Below are 21,690 nucleotides of genomic sequence, written 5' to 3' on the forward strand. Positions count from 1 at the left end.
GCAGAGTTTTACGGCAAGCCCGCCTCCAGGTGCCCAGGGCCCAGATATGCGCGTCCTAGTGGTCAGTGATATCCACGCCAACCTCGAGGCCTTGAGAAGCGTCGTGGAGGGTGTCAAGGGCTGGGACGAGGTAGTAGTCCTAGGGAACCTTGTCGACTACGGCCCCTGGCCCGGCGAGACCATTGACTACATCCGCTCCCTCGGGGCAAGAGCTGTGAGGGGCAACCACGACCACGCGGTAGCCTACGGCGTCGACTGCCGCTGCGGCGAGGACACGCACTGGCTCAGCACATGGTTCCGCGAGAACATAACCATGAGGCTGCTATCCAGGAACGACAAGGCCTGGCTCGCCCAGCTCCCCGAGCAGCTACGCCTCGACCTGGACGGGCTCGAGGCCAGGGCGGTCCACGGGGCCCCAGCAGCCCCCTCTACGGCTACCTCTATCCCTGGCTTGGCCGCGAGAAGATATGCGCCATGCTCCGGCGCAGCGCCAGGCTGGCGGCCAGGCCTCCGGGCAGCTGCCCCAAGGGCCTCTACCTGGTCGGCCACACACATGTACAGTTCAGCATCACCGTGGACGCGGCTAGGATAGTCAACCCGGGGAGCGTGGGCCAGCCTAGGGACGGGATAGCCGCGGCGGGCTACGCGCTACTAGACACCGAGACTGGCGAAGTAAGGCTCGGCCGGGTCCGCTACGATGCCGGCAGGGTGCTAAAGGCGCTGGAGTCCCTGGGGGTGCCGGAGCCCTACATGGGGCCCTCAGGACGCTCCTCCCAGAGGCCAGGGTGCCGCCTAAACCGTCGAACGTGTAGCCTGCAGCTGCCCCCAGTAAGCCGTTTCTCCCTACCGCTTCATTTTGTGTGAGAGTGTATCACTTTAGGGAGTTCCACCTCAGCCATCTGGATTGAGAAATCCAGATGGCTTCACTGGTGGCGGTCGAGGCTAACGGCACGAGCCTCCCATCCACGGGAAAACCCTCCAGGGCTTAGAGCAGAGCCCCCATCACCCTGGAGGGCCCTCAAATTACACACCTACACACAACAATACACAATGAAACCTATAAAGTTTTCTGCCCCGATACGGTGGCGGGTGCAATCCTCCATGCTCACAATCTTGTCTAGACGCACATCCTCATCTCTAACATTGTATACGAGGAACCCCTTCTCACCAAGATCGTTGTAGTGCATGAACACTGTTTCAGCATCCATAGCGCCCACGAGCTCGACCGGGTATGTCAAGCTCTTGGGGAGCTCCTGGGCGGAGGCACGGAGGGTGATATAGCTGTGCCTCCCCTTTATGTTGGAATAGTACTCGCGGTTTACGAGTATCCCGTAACCGTTGTATGCGAGGGCGGCGCTGAGCACTTGGCCTACCGTCTCGATGCCAGAGCCCTGGGGGCCGCCGGCCAGCACTTTTACATCCCGCAGGGGCATGTACAATACACTAGGTAACTGTAGCTCTGGCTCCGGCGAGTCGTCAAGCTGGAGTGCTACATAACGACTGTTATATTGGTTTGTGTAGTTGAAATGTTCGGAGATCTGGATCGAATCTTGTTTGAAGCCACCCCGCTATATAAAAGGAGGGAGTGGATCCCATACATGGCTCTAGCCGCCCTCGGCCTTTTAACCATATGAAGTTATGTGCTGCAATACCATAACTCTCAGCGGGCTGCCGACCCCCCTTAGACGAGGCGGGATGCTGTGAAGCTCTACACCAGGACCGGCGATAGGGGCTACACGTTCTGCTCGCTGCTGGGCAGGAGGGTTAGGAAGAGCCATCCATGTGTAGAGTTCGTGGGCGCTCTCGACGAGGCCGAGGCCACCCTGGGGCTTGCCGAGAGCCTCCTCCGCTACACGGGGGCCCGGGGGGTGGAGGGGCTAGCCGACACGCTACGGTGGATGCAGGAGCTGCTCTTCCGCGCCGGCTTCACCCTCGCTGGCAGGGACTGCCTGGAGGGGAGGGACGTGGAGGAGGTCGAGGCGCTGATAGACAAGCTGAGCAGCGGCCTGGAGCCCGTCTTCACCCTCAACGGGGGCCACCCCGCCGCCGCTGCAGCCTCACTGGCACGTACCATGATAAGGAGGGCTGAGCGGGCTCTATGGCGGTGCCTGGAGGAGAGAGGGGAGACGGAGGAGGCGAGGCTGGTTGCAAGACTCCTTAACAGGCTGGGCGACCTAGCCTACGCGGTGCAGCACGCGATAAACCGAGCGCTCGGCGGGGAGGCGAGACGGGTAGAGTGCAGGGCCGGCCGGTGAAGAGCGATGGGCGGCCGGACCCGGGTCAGGGGATGAGGACGCCATTGTAGCGCTGAGGCCCTTCGCCATCTAAGGGGCTGCGGAGCTTGAGGATTGGGGCCTACAGGCGCCGGGTCCCGGAGAGAGGCGGGCTGGACGCCGCCATACTGGTGGGGGCGCCTCCAGCCTCCCGGGAGGCAGCGAGGCTGGGGAAGCTAGGCTACCCGGTCTACAGCCTGCCGGGCCGGGGCGACGACCACTACCTGGCTAGGCTCCTCTCAGCCCACAGCGTGAGCGTCGAGGGGCATCTAGCCTACCAGGGCCAGGGAGTCTACATAGCTGGTGTGGGCGGCAGGGAGCCCCTGGCTAACCTCCAGTCTCTAGACCGGGAGATAAGGGAGGCCAAGCCCGCCAGGCTCATCCTAGCCACGGAGTACCCGCCCCACGGGCTCTTCGACGCCTCAGGGCTGGGCGTGAGCCGTGGCCTATTCGAGCTGCTAGAAGCAGTGGAGAAGTGGAGACCGGAGGTAGTTGTGATAGGAGGCTGCAGCAGCCCCGGCGCCGCCAGCATCGGGGGCATACTCTACGTCTGCCTCGGCCGCAGGGGCTGCAGCGCCCTCATAGAGCTGGGGGAGGAGGTGGACGCTCTCGTCGAGTGCCCCGGCACCGGGAGCTGCTAGGCCTTTGTAGGGGCAGCTCCCAGGGCAGTGTCTATCCAGGGCCCAGGCCATGGCGGAGCTAGGTGTTGGCGAGCTCTTCCGGCGCGCGCTCGCTGAGGGCAGCGAGGAGGCGCGGGAGCGGCTGGCGAGAGCCCTACTCGAGGACCTGGAGGGGGGCCTGCAGGAGGTGGCTAAGAGGGTTGGCGGCGAAGTGGTGCCGGACACTGTTGTCGTGCGCACCGCCCTGGAGGTCGCCGTCGCCGCGATGGCTTATGCTAGGGGCTCGGGTAGGAGGCTGCGCGTGATAGCGCCAAGCGAGCCCGTCCCGGGCTGGGGGCCTCTGAACACGCTGCTCTCGGCAATGGAGGAGAATGGCCTGGTAGAGGTCTACCGGTTGCAACTCATAGCGTCTACCAGGCCTACCGCCCGCGATATAGCGAGGAGGGTCGCCAAGATAGCAAGGGGGATATCCGCCAAGGTGGTTGATGTGAGCGATGCCCCGCCGTACGTGGTTGCAGGGCTCCATGCAGGGGGTGTTAGGACCCTCACCGTGCTCGTGGACCTAGGGTATATGGCGGTGTTCCAGAAGTTCGGGTTCTACTAGCCGCTTCAGGAGCCCGGGCCAACGCCCGGGAGGAGCCCTACCACCATCAGGCCCGTCTGCAGGAGGCAGGCCAAGGTGACCCGCCTCAGGGTCTCACGCTCCTTGTCCACAAGATAGGCGTAGAGCACCTTGTTCATAACACTAGCCATGGTCGCTACCACTGCGAGCCTGGCGAGCTGGAAGGGTGCTAGGCCCCCGAGAGAGAAGAGAGCTAATATAGTAGCGCTGCTGGACACGAAGCCGCCCACCACCATCACTAGAAGGAGGCTCGCCACACCGCTATGCCTCACTATGTAGGCCAGGAAGGTTATGAAGAGGTAGAAGAGCGTGCTCTTAGCCGCCGCGCTGAAGCGCAGCGGGTTCTCTATCCTAACCGCCTGCATAGAGGCTCCAGGCCTTAGGGAGCTACGCCAGGAGAAGAAGACTGGCGCGATGGAAGCCGCAGTGGCTAAGAGGAGCGGTGTAAAGTCTGATGATGCTGAGTGCCCGGTTCCGGTGAGATAAGCTGCAGCCACAGCTATGACAGCGTTACGGATAATCATGGCGGAGTTGGCTAGTACCGTTATATGGAAGGCTAGGCTTCTCCTAAGCTCCCGAGGCACCAGGCCGAGCAACGCCATCAGGGTAGCCTCGCTGTTGGCCATGCCCCCAAATAGGGCGGCATAGGCTAGCCCCTCGTTGCCTTTGAGACGCGCCATTATGTAGCCTAGATACGAGGTTGCAAGTACCAGGGCGAAGAAGAGGTATAGGCTACGTAGGCTGATGCCATAGAACTCGTAGTTGAAGCTAAAGAGTATGGGGCCTACCACAACAAGGACTACTCCGAGCTCGAGAGCCCATAGTAGCTCCTCATACCTTATCCTGCCCACCATTTTCTCCGCAGGCAGCTTTATCGCCAGCACGAAGGTGGTTAACACCGCCACACTCGCGGCTAGCAGGACCTCTCCAAGGCCTGCTAGAAGCCCTACAACGAAGTCGACCATTATGACTACAATAGTTGTTATGCCTGCCATCCTCGATACTAGAAGCCGGTAAGCGGAGAATACCGCCACAACAACCGCGAAGATTAGGAGCAGCATCACCATCTGGAAGTCGCTTATTAGGCCGCTGCTCCACATTACCCCGACTACCGCGGCGTAGACCGCTATGAGACTGAAGGTACGTATACCGGGAAACTCCTTGGCCACAATCTCCTCTATACCCATGCTGCGTCGTTTTTTCCGCGCGATAGCTGCACGGGCCTTCTCCCGCTCAATACCGATCAGCATCCCGGAGAGGAAGGCCACTATGATGCGGCCAAGCATGCTAGCCTCAACGCTGCCGGCCGCGCTCAGACTCATCAATGCCACCTGGGAGTGTGCCCCCTAGAGAGGCCGTGCCCCAGCGGGAGAGGCTCCAGCATCCCAGAGGATGTGAACAGCCTAGAATGACGGTTTGAGAATGTTAGGGGCAGCTAGGCTATCTTCCTGCGCACCCTTATCTCTATTACTGGGATCAGCCTTCTGCCGCGCTCGACACTGTCTATGCTCACCCCCACTAGCTCTACACTATCTTGCAGCCTATGTACTAGAGCGTTGTAGACATCCACGGCCTTGCTGACGTTAGAGCCTTGACCCCTTATGATTACCTCGTCATAACCCTCGTTGAAGAGCACTATCGTTGCAAGAACATAGTCGATGACGGGCTTCTTACCTATAATGATGATGTTTTCCTCGGCCGCCATGAGGTCCTCACCTCTCCCGCTACCACCTACCACGGGGCTGACCCGTGCTGTAAACTCTTTAAACCACTCGCTCGGCGTCCGAACCCCGCCAGGCATCCCCTTAAAGCAGGCTGAGGATGGCACTAGGCTTGGCCCGTTACCCGGCCGAGGACCTCGTTGAAGCATGTCCCGGCCTTCTCCACAACAACAGCGATAGGCTCCCTCCGGGGGTCAAAGCTACAGAGCGTTGGAGGCGCCGCCGCAGGGTCTACGTTTGCAGCACTCCTACAGTACTTCAGCAGAATCCCCCTCTTCCTCACCTCGCCAAGCACTGCGCCTCCGCCGCTGCATCTCATGTAGAACAACAGCCTGGAGCCGAGATCCCTAAAGGCGTCAGCCACCTTACGCAGCTCAGAGCGGTCAAGCCTGCCTTTGAGGGAGGCTTTAACCTCGAAGCTAGCAGCGTCGGCGTAATTGATTACCAGGAGCTGCAGGTAAGCTGTCTCTCTCGCAGGGGCCCGTAGTACCACTCTTCTAGACTCTTCATCGTGGTCAACTAGCTCTACCTCACTGTTACTAGCCACGTTAGCCAATAGGCTAGGCATCGACGCGCCCAGCTTGACGTGGATAACCAGGGTTATGAACATGTAGTAGCGTGGCATCCCTTATGCCCTCTTCCAGCTCCAAGACGGCTCCCAGGCCTCTCAGCCGGGGATAACATCTTCATCCCTGGGGCCTTGGGGTAGGCTGAACGCTCGTCATCATCGAGAGGCTCTAGTGGGAAAGAACCCGGGGAAGTGTGCACATGGCTGCTCTGCAACACGGACCCTCATCACCATGTGCCTCAGCAACTCGTGGCGCTCTTCATCGCAGCAAGGCCAGAGGCTGCCCCGGGGGACTCGTGGCCCCTCGGGCGCGGTTCTAGAATATAGGGTTATTCATCTGCATCTTTTGTATCAGCGTAGCCGCGTTGAGCACCAGGTAGGGTACTATGCTCCTGGGTACATGCTGGTACTTGGGTGGCTGTCCCTCGTAGTAGCCTGTGAGAGGCACCACTTTGAGCTCATACACCTCGTTGAAGGGTATCTGCTTCACGACTTGCTCCGGCTTCTCTATAACATCGTTCAGTCTCACTATGGCGTGTATCAGACTTCCCGTGTCATTCTTTATCAGCAGCATGTAGAGGCTATCCTTCATCGGCGGGTTGAAGGAGGAGGAGAACTCTTCCGAGCGCGCCACTGTCTCTGCGTCCTCTACGAGCGCCCATCTCTGCTCGCCCGTATCGACGTCTATGAAGCTGAACACCCTGTACTCCGATGTAGGCTTGCGCATGTCACGGAGCTTGACCTCTATGAGGCTCTCCGGCAGGCTCAGCGCCTCTGCAAGCTCCTCCGCCGTGAATGCCATGCCGCGGAGGGTCTCGGCTATAAGTTCCTCAACGCTGCCTATCCAGGGGCGCTCCGGCGTCTCCCTAGCGACGAGCCTAGCGTATATGCTGCTCCTGCTCTGGTTCACCTTCACCTTCACGCGGCCCTTGCGAAGCCCCTCGAGCAGTGCCCAGGCAGACTCTGGGTCAAAGTACTCCTGCAGCGTCTGCCTCACAGCTTCCTCGTAGACCAGCTTGTCGCTCTTACGCAGCCTCCTCGTGACACCAAAGACCAGCTGTATGTTGTGGGCAACCTCTACGAAGAAGGGTGATCTGCTAGCAGCCTCCCAGACCCTCTGCATGAACTCCTCCCGGTCCATTCCGGAAAGGAACTCCAGCGGGTCAAAGTCGAGAGCATTTACCGGGAGCCCAAACCCGTAGTGAGATACCTTAGCATACACCTCTGAGCTATTGCGGTAAGCCTCCATCATAACTAGGTAGGCCAGCGTACGAAGCACCTTCTCCGGGGCAAGGGTCACGTAGACTATCTCCTCGGGCAGCCTCTCAACTATTATAGTGTCCCGGCTTGGCGCCGGGTAATAATACTTCTTGATCTCGCTCATGAGTCTCTCGAGAGCCCTTCTAGCGTCGTCGGACAGCATAAGCCCCTTGGGTAGCCGGAGAGAGCCACCATGCACCTCCTGGATAACCTTCTCGATCTCGGAGAGGACAAGCCTTGAGGCTTGAGGGCCCTGGCCCTTCCAGAAGGGTACTGCAGTAGTTTCTCCCTGCGTCTCTGTCACAATAACCTTGCTTGAGTGCTCGTCTATGTTTATCACCTGCCAGTTTCTCCCCGCGAGTCTAATCACGTGGCCTATGCGCAGCATCCTTATAACATAGTCAGAGTCCAGCTCGCCTACAGTCTTGCCATCCGTGGTCTTAACAATATAGGTTGTCTTCTCCCCCATAGTTGTGAAGAACTCGGAAAAGTTGTGCACCCACCAGCTAAACCTGCTATCCCCTGCATCGAACCTCCATATACGGTAGAATTGGGAGCCAGCGCTTATCCTACAATCCTCCCCGATCTTTATCATCTTGTTCTCTATAAGATACTTAACCAGCTCGTCAAACTCCTCGCGGCTCAAGCCGCGGAAGTAGTAGACGTTGCTGAGTACCTCGTAGGCCTCGTCCACGGTGTACATGCCGGAGAGGGCCATTCCCAGCACAGCTCTCGCAGCCATGTCGAGAGGCTTGGCTGGGATCTCTGGAACCTCTACCTTGCCCTCAAGAGTTAGGCGGGCCTCAGCTATTGCCTCCAGCAGTTCGAGTTCATCGCTGGCTATTATTATACCCTTCATCTTCCCGCCGATAGTATGGCCGCTCCTGCCCAGCCTCTGTATGAGGGAGGAGACGCGGCCGGCGGGGCGGAAGAGGATTACACGCTTAACTGATCCTATGTCTATGCCTAGCTCTAGAGTCTTGGTAGCTATTATCATCTTGAGCTTTCCTTCCTTGGCCATTCTCTCTATGCGGCGCCTCTCCTCGCCAAACACGGATGCATGGTGCACTACAACGCCTTCAATGCCCATCTTTTCTATCTCACTGTGGAGACGCTCCGCTACATGCTTAGAGTTGACGAATACAAGCGTGAGCGGCTCCATGCGGCTCAGTAGCTTCTCCGCAGCGCGGCGCCAGAACGTAGTACTGGGGGCATCGACGTAGTCTACCAGTATTTCTAGCTCCTTCCTACGGTCAATGCTCACGATGGAGAGAGGCCTCCTAGAGCTCCCTATGAAGGCCCTCCCAGTGATGCTGGGCTCGCCTATCGTAGCCGATATCATTATGAGCTGGAAGTCGCCGGCGAGCCTGCGGAACCTCTCAAGCAGGATAGCGAGCTGTACTCCCCTCTTCGTTGAGACGATCTCGTGAACCTCATCTATTATAACCCAGCGGAGGTTCCTGTAGTAGCTCCGGAACTTTGACGCCCAGTCGAGGTCTATCTCGAGGCTCTCGGGTGTAGTCACTAGAATATGTGGAACCTTGCGGAGCCTCCTAGCCCTCTCCGAGTGCGGCACATCACCATGTTTCCTGGCCACTACGAAGCCTAGCTGGGATGCCCACCAGTTAATCCTCTCATAGATATCGTTTATGAGGGCGCGCAGAGGAGTTATGTAGAGAGCCGCTACCGGCTCGGCTCTCTCCTCCAGCATCTTGGAGAGCACTGGCAGCAGTGCTGCCTCCGTCTTCCCGTAGCCTGTGGGAGCCACTATTACTACGTTATGCCCCTCTAGTATGGGCTTAATTGCCTTCTCTTGGATCTCTGTCAGCCTCTCCCAACCCTTCTTACGGATGAGTTCACGAACCTTCTCCTGGAGCATCTCCAGGGAGCCTGGAGCCCCTACTCCCACCGGCTTGGCTGGCATGACTCTCTACCTCTTCCACCCCACGCTGCTTCTGGCATCCCGGGAGGGTTCACGGGACACTACCTGTAGCGGCATCCCCAGCGGGGGCATCTACCGAGGACCTTACCCCTGGGGCTAAACCCTAGCAGGGGGCCGGACAGCGCAATAGGGTTTAATATAATTGTGCCGGAACACCTTAATGGCTGCAACGCTATGAAGGCTAGGCGCTATACATGCATAGTGTGTGGGCGCGTATTCCCCGAAGGCCAGGGAATAATGATTAGGAGAGCCGGCATACTGCTGGCGTTCCACAGCAAGTCATGCCTAGCCAAGTTCTTTAGGCTGTTCGTCGAGAGGCTTGACGAGAAAGAGTTCAAGAGGGCGGCTGTAGACGTGGTAAAGGAGTTTGAGGAGCTTAGGAAAGCCAGACAGGCTGTAAAGAAGATCTAATGGGGCTTGCCCAACTGCTCCATTACTTTTGAGAGTATAGTGTCTAGCTTCATCTCCTTTATCATGTTGATTGCTTTTTGCTTAGCGTCGTCAAGGCTCTCAGCGCCCACATTGAGGTATATCGATGTACCCTTCACCCTAAAGCGGTAGCGTTTCTCGCCCAGCAGCTCGTACTCTTCAACAAGCTCAAGCTCAATCGGCTTCACACTCATAGCATCTGGGCCCGGCGTCTGTAGGTTGCAAGGGAGGCCTAATAACCTGAGGCCCGCCTGGCGCATCTACACCATGCATGGCTACGAAGACCCGGGGTGACGAGGCTTATGAATGATCTCGAGAAGGCTATTGTCGAGGTTCTATCCGAGAGCGAGAAACCCATGACTTTCGACGAGCTTTACCGAGCGCTGGTGCGGCGCGGGGTCAAGGCAGGGCAGGACGAGGTGCGTGAGACATTAGCGCGGCTTATTAGAAGTAGGACAGTAGTACGGGAGGCTGACCTTGAGAGAAGGAAGATGGTATTTAGGGCTGCCGGGAAAGGCTAGCCCCGAGCTGGACAGGAGGCTTGAAACCATTCTAGGCACTCTCAATAAGATATCGGAGCAGCTGCTCTACTTCGAGCAAAACCTGTTCAATGGCGCCCTCGAGGCTTCCCTTGAGAAGCTGGCCTCACAGCTTGAGGAGATATGGCGTATGGGTGTTGAGCCTGCCTATTCCTACGCGGAGAAGGCTAGACTGCTGGCACGCTATGTCAAGGCCTATAGGGTGAGGGCTGAGGAGTTCCATACTCTCCGTGGCTTAAGCAGCGTAAGGGACGACGTACTAAGCCATATATCCGACATAAAAGCGTTTATTAATGGTCTGCGGGCTTATCTTCGCTAGCCCTCTCCTCCTGGAGCATTTCTTTGAGAGCCTGTTTTAACGCCTTGTAGGTCTCCCGGACGTCCTGGGATATCACCTTAACCCCCGCGATGACCGGCATGAAGTTTGTGTCACCGTTCCAGCGGGGCACTATGTGGATATGTACGTGCTTATCTATGCCTGCCCCTGCTACGCGGCCCAGGTTCACGCCTATGTTGAATCCATGGGGCTTTAACACTCTTCTTAGCAGCTTTACCGAGAGCTGTACAAGGCTCGTCATCTCCGCCAGCTCTTCTCTCGCAAGCTCGGTTATATCGGCTACATGCCGGTATGGCACCACCATTACGTGGCCCGTGTTGTAGGGGTAGAGGTTCATTATTATGTAGCTGTGGCTGCCCCGGTAGAGTATGAGGGATTCGTCATCGCTCCTCCTGGGTGCGGTGCAGAATACGCATTCAGTAGAGCCCTTCTCGACGGTGGATTTTATGTAGATGTAGCGCCAGGGAGCATAGAGTATCCCCATGTGACTAGTCATAGCTGCTTACCCACCCAACAGTGCCTAGATAGCCGGTGATGTTTATCCTGGCTGGGGCTGTTTTGTAACCCTTTCCCGGGAAGGGCAAGTGCTAGAGGCTAGTGCATGCTATGGCTAGCAAGGGCTTGTCGCCGAGCACCAGGGCTAGAGCGTAGGCGGTGGTGATCAGGGGTACTCCGGGGAACGCGTAGGAGGCCCAGAGCCGGTCCCTATATTTTATGCAGCCCTTCCCTAGGGCTTTCTTCAGCTCCTCAGCCACGTCCTCGGGGTTCATGTATATATTGAAGCGGAGGCTGTAGCGGCCACATAGGTTCAATGGGTACCACCAGCCCGGCCGCTCCATGAGCTTTCTCGCCTCTACCGGGCGGGCTAGAAGGGCGTAGGCTATGCGGTAGCGGGGCGGGAGCTTTCTCAGCTCCTCTCGGCTCTGGATGAGGTTTAATGCAAAGTTGGTCAGCGCAGCCCCAGCACCCATGGCCACGTAGTATAGGAGGGTCGGTAGGAGCGGAGGCATTATTCTCGAGCTGGCGGAGGGGAGGGGGGATGCTACCGCTACTATTAGCAGGGCCGCCACGTCACCCCATCCGAGGAGCCCTAGGGCGGCCACAGCAGCGGTAGCGGCTAGCATGATGGCGTCTACGGCGGCGTAGAGCCATAGCGGCGCTGGAGGGGCTGGCGGGTGGAGCATGTACTCAGCTACGCGGAGCACCGCCACCAGGGCCAGGGAGGCGTGGACCATTCTCGGGGGCAGCTCTCTAGCCCTAATATCATGGAGCGATAGAACTGCTAGGACCAGCAGTGCTGCAAGCTCCGTGTACAAGGCTTGATAAGCCCCCTAAAAGTCCTCGGCAGCGGGGGCTCCAGGAGTGGGGATAGATATAGTTAGGCTACTAGAGCGGTTGATCGATCATAACCGCATTGAGGCTGTGGAGAAGGGAGGCGTACTCGAAATACCCTATGATACGCGTGATCTCCAGGCATTTAGCCAGGTGCTTCGGAGGCGGATTAGCCGCGTTAAAGCGGGGGGCCGTGAACACCAGGTGCTAATACTGCTTGACAGGAAAGGGTTGAGCAGGAGCTACTACGTATGCATAGGCTCCCATATAGGGCTTGAATGCAGAAAGAGGATAGTTGAGGACAAGCTGAGTGGGCTGAGGCTGTGGGTCCAAGCACCAGTACTTGTTATAGACAATTGCAGGGTTGAGCTTGAGTGGCGTGGCTCCCGGTTTGTCCTAGCCAGGAGCATTGTTGAAAGGTGTGGTAGGTGTCGTCGCATTGCCCCAAGCTAAGTAAGGTATTCCTACCCTGATACTGCATCTAAATGCTTGTAAATGCTTGCTGGAGCCGCTGCCAGCTATTTTGCCCGCATTAGTCCTCCGGATCTGCTATCCCGTAGTCGGTTATCATGAATACCGCCTCACCCTCCGGCAGGTGCGGGGCGTCGACTATCCTTGCTATTCTCTTGTTCCCGCGGCTCTTCCGGAGCTGTACTCGTATGCCAGGCGCGTGGTATAGTACGTGGCCACCTACAGCCTGGGTCGGGTCTCCGTAGAACACATCGGGCTTGGCCATAACCTGGTTTGTTATAATGACTGCCACGTTGTATATCTCGGCCAGCCTTGAGAGCTGGTGGAGGTGGCGGTTCAGCTTCTGCTGACGCGCCGCCAGGTTCTCGCGGCCCGGGTACTCCGCCCTAAAGTGGCTCGTTACAGAGTCGACTATTACTAGCTTGATGTTATCCTTTGGCACCACGTTGAATAGCTCGTCCACTATGGCCATCTGGTGGTCGCTGTTTATGGCACGAATGTAGAGGATGTTGCTCATCACCTCATCCGGGTCCAGGCCCCACCTCTTGGACATAGCTTCTATACGCTCCCAGCGGAAGGTACCCTCCGTATCTATATACACTGCCTTGGCTACCTGGTCCGGCGTGCTTAGCCCACCTTTGTCTACCGGTAGCTGGACGTTCACAGCGAGCTGGTGGCATATCTGTGTCTTACCGCTCCCGAATTCACCGAAGAATTCGGTTAGCGTTCGAGTCTCTATGCCGCCGCCGAGCAGGTCGTCGAGGTTACGGCTGCCGGTGGTTATCTTACGTGTCTGGAGGCGCTCCTTCTTTACCTCAAGCGCTGACTTGAACCTTATGTCTAGGGCCTCGCGGGCCGCCTTTATTATCCGCTGGGCCGTGGTTATTGGTATGCCGGCTGCTGCGCTCAGCTCCTGGGGCGTGGCCACAGCGATTGCCTCGAGGGTAGCATAGCCTGCCTCTATCAGCTTGTTCGCTGTCGCGGGGCCCACACCCGGAAGGTCTGTTATCGACTTCACTTCTCCCCTGCTCATACCTTCTATCCCGTGGAGAGGGCGGTTCAGTAGCACCCTTATATAGGACTCCTTAGTTGACCGAAACTAATTCATGAACTATGTGGGGCAGGCGTATATACCACCTTTTTATGCCGCCTTGCCGCTAGACTACGGCTGGCCATAGAGGCCTATGAGTGGTGCACCGCTATGCGTGTAATACTGATACACGCCAAAGAATTCTACTACAAGGCTAGGAGCAAAGCCATAGCTGAGGCAGAGCCCCCCGAAAGCGCGCCCCAAGAGGCCTCGGCCGAAAATGCATTGGTCGCATTTACCACAGTCGAGGACATAGATACACAAGGCATAAACGAGGCCGTGGAGAAGGCCGCAGCGGATATAGTTAATGTGGCAGAGAAGGTAAAGGCATCAACCATAGTGCTGTACCCGTACGCCCATCTCTCCCAGAAGCTGGCGCCGCCAAAGGCCGCTATTGAGGCGATGAGGCTCCTAGAGGACATGGTGAGGAGCCGTGCAAGCGGGAAGTTCAGGGTGATCAGGGCGCCCTTCGGCTGGTATAAGGAGTTTAGGATACACTGCTATGGGCATCCACTCTCAGAGCTATCTAGGACATACACTCCAAAGGCTTCCAAGAAGCCCCATGTAGAGAAGAAGTATTATGTGCTCACGCCGGAAGGCGATGTATATGAGCCCGAAGAATACTTGGAGAAGGCTGATGAGGAGCTACGCATACTGATAGAGAAGGAGGCCCTAGGCAAAGAGCTGGGCGAGGTCGAGAACCCTGTAAACAAGCTCTGCGCCAAGTTCGGGTTCGAATGGGAGCCCATGTCCGACTACGGACATATGAGGTACGAGCCCCACGCGGCGCTCATGATAGAGGCTGTGTCGGAGTACGCGTGGAAGCTGGCAAGAGGCCTGGGTATCCCCGTGCTTCGAATACGTGGCACAAACATGTTCGACCTGGCCGCGAGGCCTGTCTACGAGCATGCCGCACTGTTCGGAGACAGGCTATACGAGCTATGGGCCGATAAGAAGCACCTAGTCATGCGCTACGCTGCATGCCACCAGCAGTTCGCTATGCTAAAAGACTATGTATTGAGCTACAAGGATCTCCCCCTAGGCATGTTCGAGGTAGCTGATAGCTACCGGTTCGAGCAGAGCGGCGAGGTTACACTCTGCTTCCGCCTCCGCAAATTCTACATGCCCGACCTACATATATTGACACGTGACGTCGAGGAGGCGGTCAAGGTCAGCGAGAAGCTGCAGGAAGTGATACACCGTGAGGCAGCCAAACTAGGCAGGAAGTACTACGCGGTATACAATGTGACCGAGGACTTCTGGAGCCAGAAGCGCGACCTCCTACTAGAGCTGGTAAGACGTGACGGGAGGCCCGCCGTAGTAGCACTATACCCCGCCGGCATATACTACTGGGTAGTGAACGTCGAGTACCATATAGTGGATAGCGTGGGCCGTCCACGGGAGATAGCAACGTTCCAGTTCGACATAGGCAATGCTAAGCGCTTCGGCATAAAGTATGTAGACGAGAACAACCAGGAGCGGTATCCTGTAATAATCCATACCGCCTTGATAGGCTCTGTAGAGAGATACATCTACATGGTGTTTGACACGGCAGTTCAGATGGAGCAACAAGGAAAGAGGCCATATATCCCCACCTGGCTGGCCCCTATACAAGTACGCCTAATACCCGTAGACCCCAAGTCCGAGGACCAGATAGCGCTCGCCAGCAAGGTAGCCGACATGCTAGAACATAACCTGATTAGGGTAGACATAGACGACCGCGATATCAGCCTCGGCAAGAGGATAAGAGACGCTGCGCGCGAGTGGATACCATACATAGGCGTCATAGGCGACAGGGAGGTGAAGACGGGCACTATAAACGTGACCATAAGACGTAGCAACGACCGAGTAGCTCTAAAGCCGGAGGAGCTGCTTGACATGGTTCTCAAAGATATTGAAGACTATCCAAGAGTACAGTCCACACTGCCACGTTATGTATCCAAGCGTCCGAGCCTAGTATACCTCGAGAGAAGCCTAGAGCTAGAGCCGGGCAAGGGCTAGCAGCCAAGAGGGTATAGGGCCGGATAGTGGGTAGGGAGAAGGAGGCGGTGTCCGCACGCTGAAGAGCGCTCATCCAGCCTTCCTCGCCACAGGGGTTCAGTCTTCATCCACCGCTCCAGTCTCACAAAATCCCCTTCATGCTAACATTATATAGGCTTCCCATGGCTAGGCCTGGAGTAGCAGGGCGCGGACCTCAGGAAACCTCTGGGAAGTAGCGTCATCGGAGAGCGTGTAAGCTATGTGCGGCATAGTGGGCGTTGTGGCCGATCCAGAAGTTATCAACAACGTAACAAGTATGCTTATACAGGGGCTGAAGAGGCTCGAGTACAGGGGCTATGATAGCGCCGGTTTTGCCCTGGTGGAATGCAGCACCGGGAAACTCCTCGTCTTCAAGGACAGGGGCAGGATAGACGACGTCGTCAAGGCCTATGGTATTAGCCGCTACTGCTCGATAAGCGGTATAGCTCATACGCGGTGGGCTACACACGGCGAGCCTAGCCAGGCTAACGCACACCCCCATGTAGACTGTAGAGACGAGATAGCTGTCGTGCATAATGGTATCATAAGGAACTTCCTCGAGCTACGACGCCTCCTTGAGGAGAAGGGGCATCGGCTCCGGAGCGAAACCGATACGGAGGTCATAGCGCATCTGCTAGAGGAGTACTTGAAGACCTCAGAATCCATGTGGGATGCCTTCCGAAAGCTCGTAAAGGTGATAGACGGCGCCTATGCTATAGCTGTGCTCTATGCTAGGGAGCCGCACCGCATCTACTTTGCTAGAAGGGTTAGTCCCCTCATCATAGGTCTCGGAGAAGGCTTCAACATGGTGTCAAGCGATATACCGTCAATGCTCCAGTACACGAGGAGGTTTGTAGCACTCAACGACGGCGAGTACGGGTACATAGAGCCCTACCACCTCTACATAGAAAAGAATGGCAGCCACGTCGAGTGGCGCCACCGGATAATAACAGCCACGTGGAGCATCGAAGACGCTGAGAAGGGAGGCTACCCACACTACATGCTTAAGGAAATAATGGAGCAGCCCCGGGTGCTCTTTGAGACCTATACCGGCCTCGTCTCAAGCCGCGAGGTAGAGGAGGCCGCCAAGCTCATAGCCGAGGCCGGGAGCGTGTTCGTCACGGGTGCTGGGACTAGCTTCCATGCAGGCCTAGTATTCGCCTACTACATGTCGAGGATAGCTGGAAAGCCTGTTATACCATTCATATCCAGCGAGTACGCCGTGTTTAAGAATATTGATCACACGGGCTCGGTGCTCATAGCGATAAGCCAGAGCGGTGAAACCATAGACACTCTCCAGGCTCTTAGAGGCTTCAGGGCTAGCGGTGGACGAGTAGTCGCTGTATCCAATGTGGTTGGGAGTACAATACCGAGGGAGTCGGATATTGCTGTCTATACTAGAGCCGGTCCAGAGATAGGCGTAGCGGCTACGAAGACTTTCCTTACGCAGGTGCTCACACTCTCCATGATAGCACTAGCCACAGCATTATACAGCGGGTCGCTCACGAAGAGCGAGTATAGAGAAGCCACAGAGAGGCTAAAGGATGCTGGACGCGCGGCCTCTACGGGGATTAACCGCAGTATAAGGCAGGTCGAGCTGCTCGCCTCCAGCTTGAGGAATAAGACTAACATCTACGTTCTCGGACGCGGCCTCGGCGTACCCTTATCCTATGAGGCGGCGCTCAAGATAAAGGAGGTCAGCTATTTACATGCAGAGGCGTACCCGGCGGGGGAGAGCAAGCATGGCCCAATAGCACTGGTTGAGAAGGACTTCCCGGTCGTCTTCGTAGCTACGCCGCCCGAGGCCGAGCTTCTCGAGAAGATACAGAGCAACGTCATGGAGATGAAGAGTAGAGGCGCCTCCACGATACTAGTTGGGACGTCGAGCTACCTAGAGTTGGAGGGAGTGGACTTCGCTATAGATGTCGGCAGCTTTGACGAGATACTAGCGCCGTACGCCCTGGTGCCGCCACTCCAGCTGCTAGCATATAGGCTTGCCGTGGTGCTGGGCCGGGACCCCGACAAGCCGCGCAACCTTGCAAAGACTGTTACGGTTGAATAGGAGGAGATGAGTCCTTGCAGAGGGTGTAGACGGCATGATAGGTATTGTGCTTGCAGGAGGCTCCCCTAAGCTGCTGCGGCTCGTACTTGGCGATGCGAGCTCGCGTAGCCTGCTGAGGTTCCCGGATGGCATGCTTCTTGACAGGCATGTAGGCTCTATGTTGAAGTACTTCGACAGCGTCATAGTTGTATCCGATGATCCACGTGTTGGGAGCCGGTGCGCGGAGATAAGCGGCTGTGTGTTCGTGGAGCAGAGGTCGCCAGGGATAGAGGGAGCCATATGTGACGGCATAGCGTCTATCATGAATACGGGGGAGAAGCTTGTAACAATACTATACGGCGATATCTATGCGCCCTCTGGTATGATGGACTCCCACATGAATATTGTTGCCAGGTACTATGAGCCTGTTATAACTGTCACAAAGCCCGTTATGATGCGCGGCGCTTTCCTCCGCGTAGATGTGGACCCCATAGACATGTATATCAATGCTGTGGGCAGTGGACAACACGTGTTCGCCGGGCTGATGAGCATAGGCGTCAACGAGCTGCGCAGCCTGATATGCCAGCAAGACATATCGCTCCATGATGCTATACGCAAGCTGTCCGAGTCCCAGCGCATACACGCGAACACGTGGCTCGGCGAGTGGGTAGACCTCGACACTCCCTGGGACTATCTACTCGCGGTGAGACTGAGCCTAGCCAGGCTTAAGGGGATCCACATAAGCGAGCAGGCTACCGTGAAGGATACCGCAATCCTGGAGCCTCCCGTCTACATAGATAACGGGGCCTTCATAGACCACTATGCCGTCTTAAAGGGCCCCGTCTACGTCGGCCCCGGCTCTCGTGTAGGCGCCCATACCTTCCTAAGGAACAGCGTGGCTGTCTACGAGAACACCGTTATAGGGGCTTATGCCGAGGTTAAGAGGAGCATCGTCTACAATTCCGCCCGCGTTGGGTCCCACAGCTACATAGCGGATAGCATCGTTGGCAAGGGGGCTAGCGTGGCCCCGTACACGGTGACCCAGAACATACCTTACACCGGCGTAGCAGGCGAGATCGTTGTCACCTCGACTCACCCCCTCGAGGGACTCAAGATAGGGGCCGTGATAGCTGCGGGGAGCAGGACCAGGCCGCACAGCGTGCTGAGGCCTGCCTCGGTATACCCTGGGGACGAGGCGTAGAGCTACGGCTGCCAGGACGGTATTAAGCCTGGGGGCTCAGCGCTTTGGCCCCTCCTCACCCGACATGTCAGCAGCCCGGCCCGGAAGCCTCCCAGGACGCCAAGAGGCTTGTAGGGGCCGGGGATCTGGGCAAGTGCCTCTCTAGCTTCACAGCCCCGGAGGAGAGCGTAGGGTAGCCTATGTGCGGCTAAAAAGGTCTCCTCCACGGCATTACTCCAGGAGCAACTACTGGGGGATCATAGTGAAGGAGCACGAGGAGCGGGGCAAGTTCCTCGGAAGACACTTGATGGTAAAGGGGGAGTTCGTTAAGGATATACTGTCTGGGAGGAAGAAGGCCACCATAAGGCTCGGCAAGGTGAAGCTCAAGTACAACGAGCTTATTGTACATGGGGGCGGTCGACCCGTAGCCAAGGTGAGGGTCACGGGGGTCCGTTACAAGAAGGTCTCAGAGCTAACCGACGAGGATGCTGTGAAGGACGGGTTTCGGAGCCGAGAGGAGCTATTAGAAGCTCTTCGACGCATGTACGGCGACTTTAGCGAAGACGACTACGTAACCATTATAGAGTTCGAGGTCGTCCAGGATCTTTCCTCCCTCGAGCCTCAGGACCCTTACCTGGGGCTCGAGCCGGCTGATATAGCGAGGCTAGGGCTGCGCTACCTCTCCAACATGCTCACCGAGGAGGAGCGCAAGATCTTAAGAGACTTGACGATCACCAACAGTATACGCTCCACCGCTGTAAGGCTCTATGGAGGATTGGAGAAACGATGGCGTGTTCGAAGGGTGCTCCGCCGCGTCCTATCGGGGCTTGTGAAGCAGGGGCTTATAAGGGTCAGGAGCGGGCTGCCACCCAGCGAGGAGAAGGATAGGGATAGAGGCAGGAGGCATAGAAACAGGAGGTGATCACGAAGCCTTGACTAAGTGGCTGCTAAGATGCACGACGTGCGGCAACACGTGGGAGCTTGAGGTCAGCTTCGACCTAACCAAGCTCTCCAGCGGGAAACTATACCACTATTGCAGGTATTGTAAACGCAATACATTCCACGAGATACTCGAGAGGGTTGACGAGGACGGGGATGCAGAGCTGGGGCTCTCGGAGCCCCGCAGCAGGGAGGGTAGGCCTCTCTCCGGGCCCGTCTAAGGGCTCTAGAAGGCTGTGATGAGGAAGGGGTTCCGACCCCCGGAGGGCTGCTGGGGGATGCGGACACCTGTCTCAGCTGACGCCCCATGCACTAGGCGTCAGCAAGGAGAATGTTCTTCATCGCGTAAGGCTCCCGAGACCGTCGTTTCATCATCCTAGATCTTGATTGGCTCGCTCTAGGACGTTGTACAAGCTGCGCGGTAGGTTTCCAGCACCTGGCGCGGCGTGCTAGTGCCTATAATATCCGCGCCGGCTGTTATCATGGCTGCTGCCTGGAGGCCGCTCCTTATCCCTCCTGCAGCCTTGATTCCTACGCTGTTCCTCTTCCCCATGTTCCTCAACACCCGGTCTATTAGTGCGACGTCCTCCGGCAGGGTGGGGCGGGGGCCGTATCCGGTGCTCGTCTTTATGAAGGAGGGGCTTAGGCTGGCAACCAGCCTTACGACTTCCTCTACCTGGCTGGGCGTAAGTGCCGGCGCCTCTATTATGACCTTGCACTTTACCTTAGCGTTTCTGCAGATCTCTATAGCCGCTTTTACCTCGTTAAGGTACTCTTCTCTGCGGCCGATTAGGTAGAGCTGTGTGTTGACAACATAGTCGATCTCATCTGCGCCCATAGCTATCGTGTCTTCGATCTCCTTTATCTTGGCCTCTATTGTGTGGTAGCCGAAGGGGAAGCCAACCACTGCGCCGAGGCACCTGCTGGTTATGCCGCGGGCTTCGCGGAGCAGTGTAGGGCTGAGTATGAGGCAGCGTAGGCCCAGCTCCTCGAGCTCGTCTACAGCCCTTTCCAGCTCGCTCCTCCCGCTCCACGGCTTGAGGACTGCGTGGTCTATCCGTGCGGCCAGCTCGCCCGGGGCTAGGCTGCAGAACGCTCCCCTGCCCTCTCCCATGACCCGCCCCTCGACGCTACTCTATCCAGTCGCCGGTCTCTATCTTCTCTGGCAGGTACTTGTCTGCCAGGAAGCGCAGCCCCTTACTGGTCATGGCCTCTATTTCTAGCTTCGCCTTCTTCTCCAGGAATATGTCTATTTCTATCTGCCACTTCTTAGTCTGGAACCACTTGTAGTTGCGCAGCTCATAAGCCCTCTTTATGTCCGCCTCCTTGGCCTTGATTATATAGTTGCGGCGCTCCTGCTCTGTCAGGTAGGGCTTCTTCTTCCCGTAGCCGAATATGTCTGTCATGCTTACGCCTATGAACCTGGCCTGGGGCGTGGCCAGCCTCTCACTCTCGTAGCTCAGTGTTATCGAGCCTATCTTGAAGACGCTGTAGATATACCATCCGTAGGGATCGGCGTCGGTCAGTATGTAGACTGGTAGGCCCAGCTCCTCGTTGAGTCTACGTACGAACCTCCTCGTAGCCCTGTCAGGCTGGCCAGCGCTTGTTACGAGTATAGCCTTATGCCTTCTCCAGAATCCTATCCGGTGCAGCTGCTGAAATACAGCGTCCTTCTCGACGACCAGCACGTACTCCGCGTCAACGTCTACGAACTCTATAAGGTCTGGAGTGGGCTCTATGGCGTAGGCTCCATGACCCATTTTGCTGAGGTCTATGACATCGTTGCCACTCCTTATCCTCATGTTGCCTACTACCTTGCCTTTCTCCTTGCTTAGTATCAGCATTTCCTCGCGCAGCAGCCCGGTGAACACCTCAACGTCTCTTATCACTGCGTCTGACTCGCGCTGCTCATCCCAGGTGTTCTCCTCGTGGCGGCGGCCACCCGGCTCCCGGTAGACTATGGTGTGCTTGCCTCGGTAGTAAAGGTCACGGATTGTCGGGTACTCGTCCCTCTCCAGCGCCTCGTATATTATCCTAGCCATGAGCAGCGTTTGCATGAACTTCTTTGACTCGTTGAGGTCGAAGAAGCTTCTCCTCAGTTTCTCCGGGCCCAGGAGCAGTAGCTTCCTCCTCTCATCGTATATGGTGTTGGAGAGTGTCCTCTTAGGCAGCATTAGTGTCGGGTTCTCGCTCCTCTTTATCTGCTCGAATATCTCGCGGAAGCGCTCCCGGAACACCTGGAGAGCTTTCTTCCTAGCCTCCATGTCAGCCTTGTCCATGTATTTCTCGGTCCCCGTCATAGGTCCT

The 21,690-nt window shown here is 57.1% G+C and carries 25 protein-coding genes; 14 read left to right on the plus strand and 11 right to left on the minus strand.

The window, feature by feature from the left end; all coding sequences use genetic code 11:
- The first annotated feature begins 46 nt into the window (after positions 1-46).
- Both CF15_RS03495 and CF15_RS09275 read left to right on the plus strand, forming a co-directional pair.
- On the plus strand, positions 47-592 hold the full coding sequence (locus CF15_RS03495) for a metallophosphoesterase family protein (protein ID WP_269082804.1): 546 nt from the start codon (positions 47-49) through the stop codon (positions 590-592).
- A complete protein-coding gene (locus CF15_RS09275; RefSeq protein WP_269082805.1) occupies positions 574-864 on the plus strand; it encodes a metallophosphoesterase family protein in 291 nt (96 codons plus the stop codon). The genes CF15_RS03495 and CF15_RS09275 overlap by 19 nt, the downstream gene beginning before the upstream one ends.
- A gap of 167 nt (positions 865-1,031) precedes the next feature.
- Here the strand turns inward: CF15_RS09275 and CF15_RS03500 are convergent, their stop codons facing one another.
- Positions 1,032-1,433, minus strand: a complete 402-nt coding sequence (locus CF15_RS03500) for a 2-oxoacid:acceptor oxidoreductase family protein (RefSeq protein WP_168371249.1) — start codon at positions 1,431-1,433, stop codon at positions 1,032-1,034.
- A gap of 267 nt (positions 1,434-1,700) precedes the next feature.
- Between CF15_RS03500 and CF15_RS03505 the strand changes: the two genes are divergently transcribed.
- The 3 genes from CF15_RS03505 to CF15_RS03515 all read left to right on the plus strand — a co-directional run bounded on the left by CF15_RS03505 (position 1,701) and on the right by CF15_RS03515 (position 3,497).
- A complete protein-coding gene (locus CF15_RS03505; protein WP_058370556.1) occupies positions 1,701-2,255 on the plus strand; it encodes an ATP:cob(I)alamin adenosyltransferase in 555 nt (184 codons plus the stop codon).
- Between the two features lie 86 nt (positions 2,256-2,341).
- Complete coding sequence (locus tag CF15_RS03510) at positions 2,342-2,914, plus strand: metallophosphoesterase family protein (RefSeq protein ID WP_058370557.1); 573 nt, start codon at positions 2,342-2,344, stop codon at positions 2,912-2,914.
- A 49-nt stretch (positions 2,915-2,963) separates the two neighbouring features.
- The gene (locus CF15_RS03515) at positions 2,964-3,497 is read left to right on the plus strand and encodes a hypothetical protein (RefSeq protein ID WP_058370558.1); all 534 of its coding nucleotides are present in this window, start codon (positions 2,964-2,966) and stop codon (positions 3,495-3,497) included.
- A gap of 5 nt (positions 3,498-3,502) precedes the next feature.
- On the opposite strand, the gene CF15_RS03520 is transcribed toward CF15_RS03515, so the two are convergent.
- The 4 genes from CF15_RS03520 to CF15_RS03535 all read right to left on the minus strand — a co-directional run bounded on the left by CF15_RS03520 (position 3,503) and on the right by CF15_RS03535 (position 8,988).
- Entirely contained in the window at positions 3,503-4,837 is a 1,335-nt protein-coding gene (locus CF15_RS03520; protein ID WP_058370559.1) for an MgtC/SapB family protein, read from the minus strand.
- A 113-nt stretch (positions 4,838-4,950) separates the two neighbouring features.
- Complete coding sequence (locus CF15_RS03525) at positions 4,951-5,220, minus strand: DNA-binding protein (RefSeq protein ID WP_058370560.1); 270 nt, start codon at positions 5,218-5,220, stop codon at positions 4,951-4,953.
- 122 nt (positions 5,221-5,342) lie between these two features.
- Positions 5,343-5,861: a hypothetical protein gene (locus tag CF15_RS03530; protein WP_058370561.1), complete on the minus strand. Its 519-nt coding sequence runs from the start codon at positions 5,859-5,861 to the stop codon at positions 5,343-5,345.
- Between the two features lie 259 nt (positions 5,862-6,120).
- Positions 6,121-8,988, minus strand: a complete 2,868-nt coding sequence (locus tag CF15_RS03535; RefSeq protein WP_058370562.1) for a DEAD/DEAH box helicase — start codon at positions 8,986-8,988, stop codon at positions 6,121-6,123.
- 162 nt (positions 8,989-9,150) lie between these two features.
- On the opposite strand from CF15_RS03535, the gene CF15_RS03540 reads away from it, so the two are divergent.
- Positions 9,151-9,417: a hypothetical protein gene (locus tag CF15_RS03540; RefSeq protein ID WP_236698110.1), complete on the plus strand. Its 267-nt coding sequence runs from the start codon at positions 9,151-9,153 to the stop codon at positions 9,415-9,417.
- On the opposite strand, the gene CF15_RS03545 is transcribed toward CF15_RS03540, so the two are convergent.
- Positions 9,414-9,623 carry a hypothetical protein gene (locus CF15_RS03545; protein WP_058370564.1) on the minus strand — a complete coding sequence of 70 codons (210 nt, stop codon included), beginning with the start codon at positions 9,621-9,623 and terminating at the stop codon, positions 9,414-9,416. The two genes, CF15_RS03540 and CF15_RS03545, sit on opposite strands and share 4 nt — an antisense overlap.
- Positions 9,624-9,737: 114 nt before the next feature.
- On the opposite strand from CF15_RS03545, the gene CF15_RS08815 reads away from it, so the two are divergent.
- Both CF15_RS08815 and CF15_RS03550 read left to right on the plus strand, forming a co-directional pair.
- Positions 9,738-9,956: a helix-turn-helix domain-containing protein gene (locus tag CF15_RS08815; protein ID WP_168371250.1), complete on the plus strand. Its 219-nt coding sequence runs from the start codon at positions 9,738-9,740 to the stop codon at positions 9,954-9,956.
- Positions 9,913-10,293 (plus strand): hypothetical protein, encoded by a 381-nt coding sequence (locus tag CF15_RS03550; RefSeq protein WP_058370565.1) that lies wholly within the window; start codon positions 9,913-9,915, stop codon positions 10,291-10,293. The genes CF15_RS08815 and CF15_RS03550 overlap by 44 nt, the downstream gene beginning before the upstream one ends.
- Here the strand turns inward: CF15_RS03550 and CF15_RS03555 are convergent.
- Together CF15_RS03555 and CF15_RS03560 are read right to left on the minus strand one after the other, a co-directional pair.
- Positions 10,265-10,795, minus strand: coding sequence for an HIT family protein (locus CF15_RS03555; protein WP_058370566.1), 531 nt, complete (start codon positions 10,793-10,795; stop codon positions 10,265-10,267). The two genes, CF15_RS03550 and CF15_RS03555, sit on opposite strands and share 29 nt — an antisense overlap.
- A gap of 103 nt (positions 10,796-10,898) precedes the next feature.
- A complete protein-coding gene (locus CF15_RS03560) occupies positions 10,899-11,627 on the minus strand; it encodes a prepilin peptidase (protein ID WP_058370567.1) in 729 nt (242 codons plus the stop codon).
- Positions 11,628-11,673: 46 nt separating this feature from the next.
- On the opposite strand from CF15_RS03560, the gene CF15_RS03565 reads away from it, so the two are divergent.
- On the plus strand, positions 11,674-12,096 hold the full coding sequence (locus CF15_RS03565; RefSeq protein ID WP_058370568.1) for a hypothetical protein: 423 nt from the start codon (positions 11,674-11,676) through the stop codon (positions 12,094-12,096).
- A 79-nt stretch (positions 12,097-12,175) separates the two neighbouring features.
- Here the strand turns inward: CF15_RS03565 and radA are convergent, their stop codons facing one another.
- The gene (gene radA, locus CF15_RS03570) at positions 12,176-13,147 is read right to left on the minus strand and encodes a DNA repair and recombination protein RadA (RefSeq protein WP_058371364.1); all 972 of its coding nucleotides are present in this window, start codon (positions 13,145-13,147) and stop codon (positions 12,176-12,178) included.
- Positions 13,148-13,315: 168 nt separating this feature from the next.
- Between radA and CF15_RS03575 the strand changes: the two genes are divergently transcribed.
- The 5 genes from CF15_RS03575 (at position 13,316) to CF15_RS03595 (ending at position 19,604) form a co-directional block, all read left to right on the plus strand.
- Positions 13,316-15,205, plus strand: coding sequence for a threonine--tRNA ligase (locus CF15_RS03575; RefSeq protein WP_058370569.1), 1,890 nt, complete (start codon positions 13,316-13,318; stop codon positions 15,203-15,205).
- A gap of 238 nt (positions 15,206-15,443) precedes the next feature.
- Positions 15,444-17,285, plus strand: coding sequence for a glutamine--fructose-6-phosphate transaminase (isomerizing) (gene glmS, locus CF15_RS03580; protein ID WP_058370570.1), 1,842 nt, complete (start codon positions 15,444-15,446; stop codon positions 17,283-17,285).
- 34 nt (positions 17,286-17,319) lie between these two features.
- Positions 17,320-18,465: a hypothetical protein gene (locus tag CF15_RS03585; RefSeq protein ID WP_058370571.1), complete on the plus strand. Its 1,146-nt coding sequence runs from the start codon at positions 17,320-17,322 to the stop codon at positions 18,463-18,465.
- Between the two features lie 181 nt (positions 18,466-18,646).
- Positions 18,647-19,366 carry an ASCH domain-containing protein gene (locus tag CF15_RS03590; protein WP_338052271.1) on the plus strand — a complete coding sequence of 240 codons (720 nt, stop codon included), beginning with the start codon at positions 18,647-18,649 and terminating at the stop codon, positions 19,364-19,366.
- Between the two features lie 10 nt (positions 19,367-19,376).
- Entirely contained in the window at positions 19,377-19,604 is a 228-nt protein-coding gene (locus CF15_RS03595; protein WP_058370572.1) for a hypothetical protein, read from the plus strand.
- Positions 19,605-19,780: 176 nt separating this feature from the next.
- Here the strand turns inward: CF15_RS03595 and deoC are convergent, their stop codons facing one another.
- Both deoC and CF15_RS03605 read right to left on the minus strand, forming a co-directional pair.
- Positions 19,781-20,497, minus strand: a complete 717-nt coding sequence (gene deoC / locus CF15_RS03600; RefSeq protein ID WP_058370573.1) for a deoxyribose-phosphate aldolase — start codon at positions 20,495-20,497, stop codon at positions 19,781-19,783.
- Positions 20,498-20,513: 16 nt separating this feature from the next.
- A complete protein-coding gene (locus CF15_RS03605) occupies positions 20,514-21,683 on the minus strand; it encodes a DNA topoisomerase IV subunit A (protein ID WP_058370574.1) in 1,170 nt (389 codons plus the stop codon).
- Positions 21,684-21,690 lie beyond the last annotated feature (7 nt).

This window comes from Pyrodictium occultum, assembly GCF_001462395.1.
GTDB lineage: Archaea > Thermoproteota > Thermoprotei_A > Sulfolobales > Pyrodictiaceae > Pyrodictium > Pyrodictium occultum.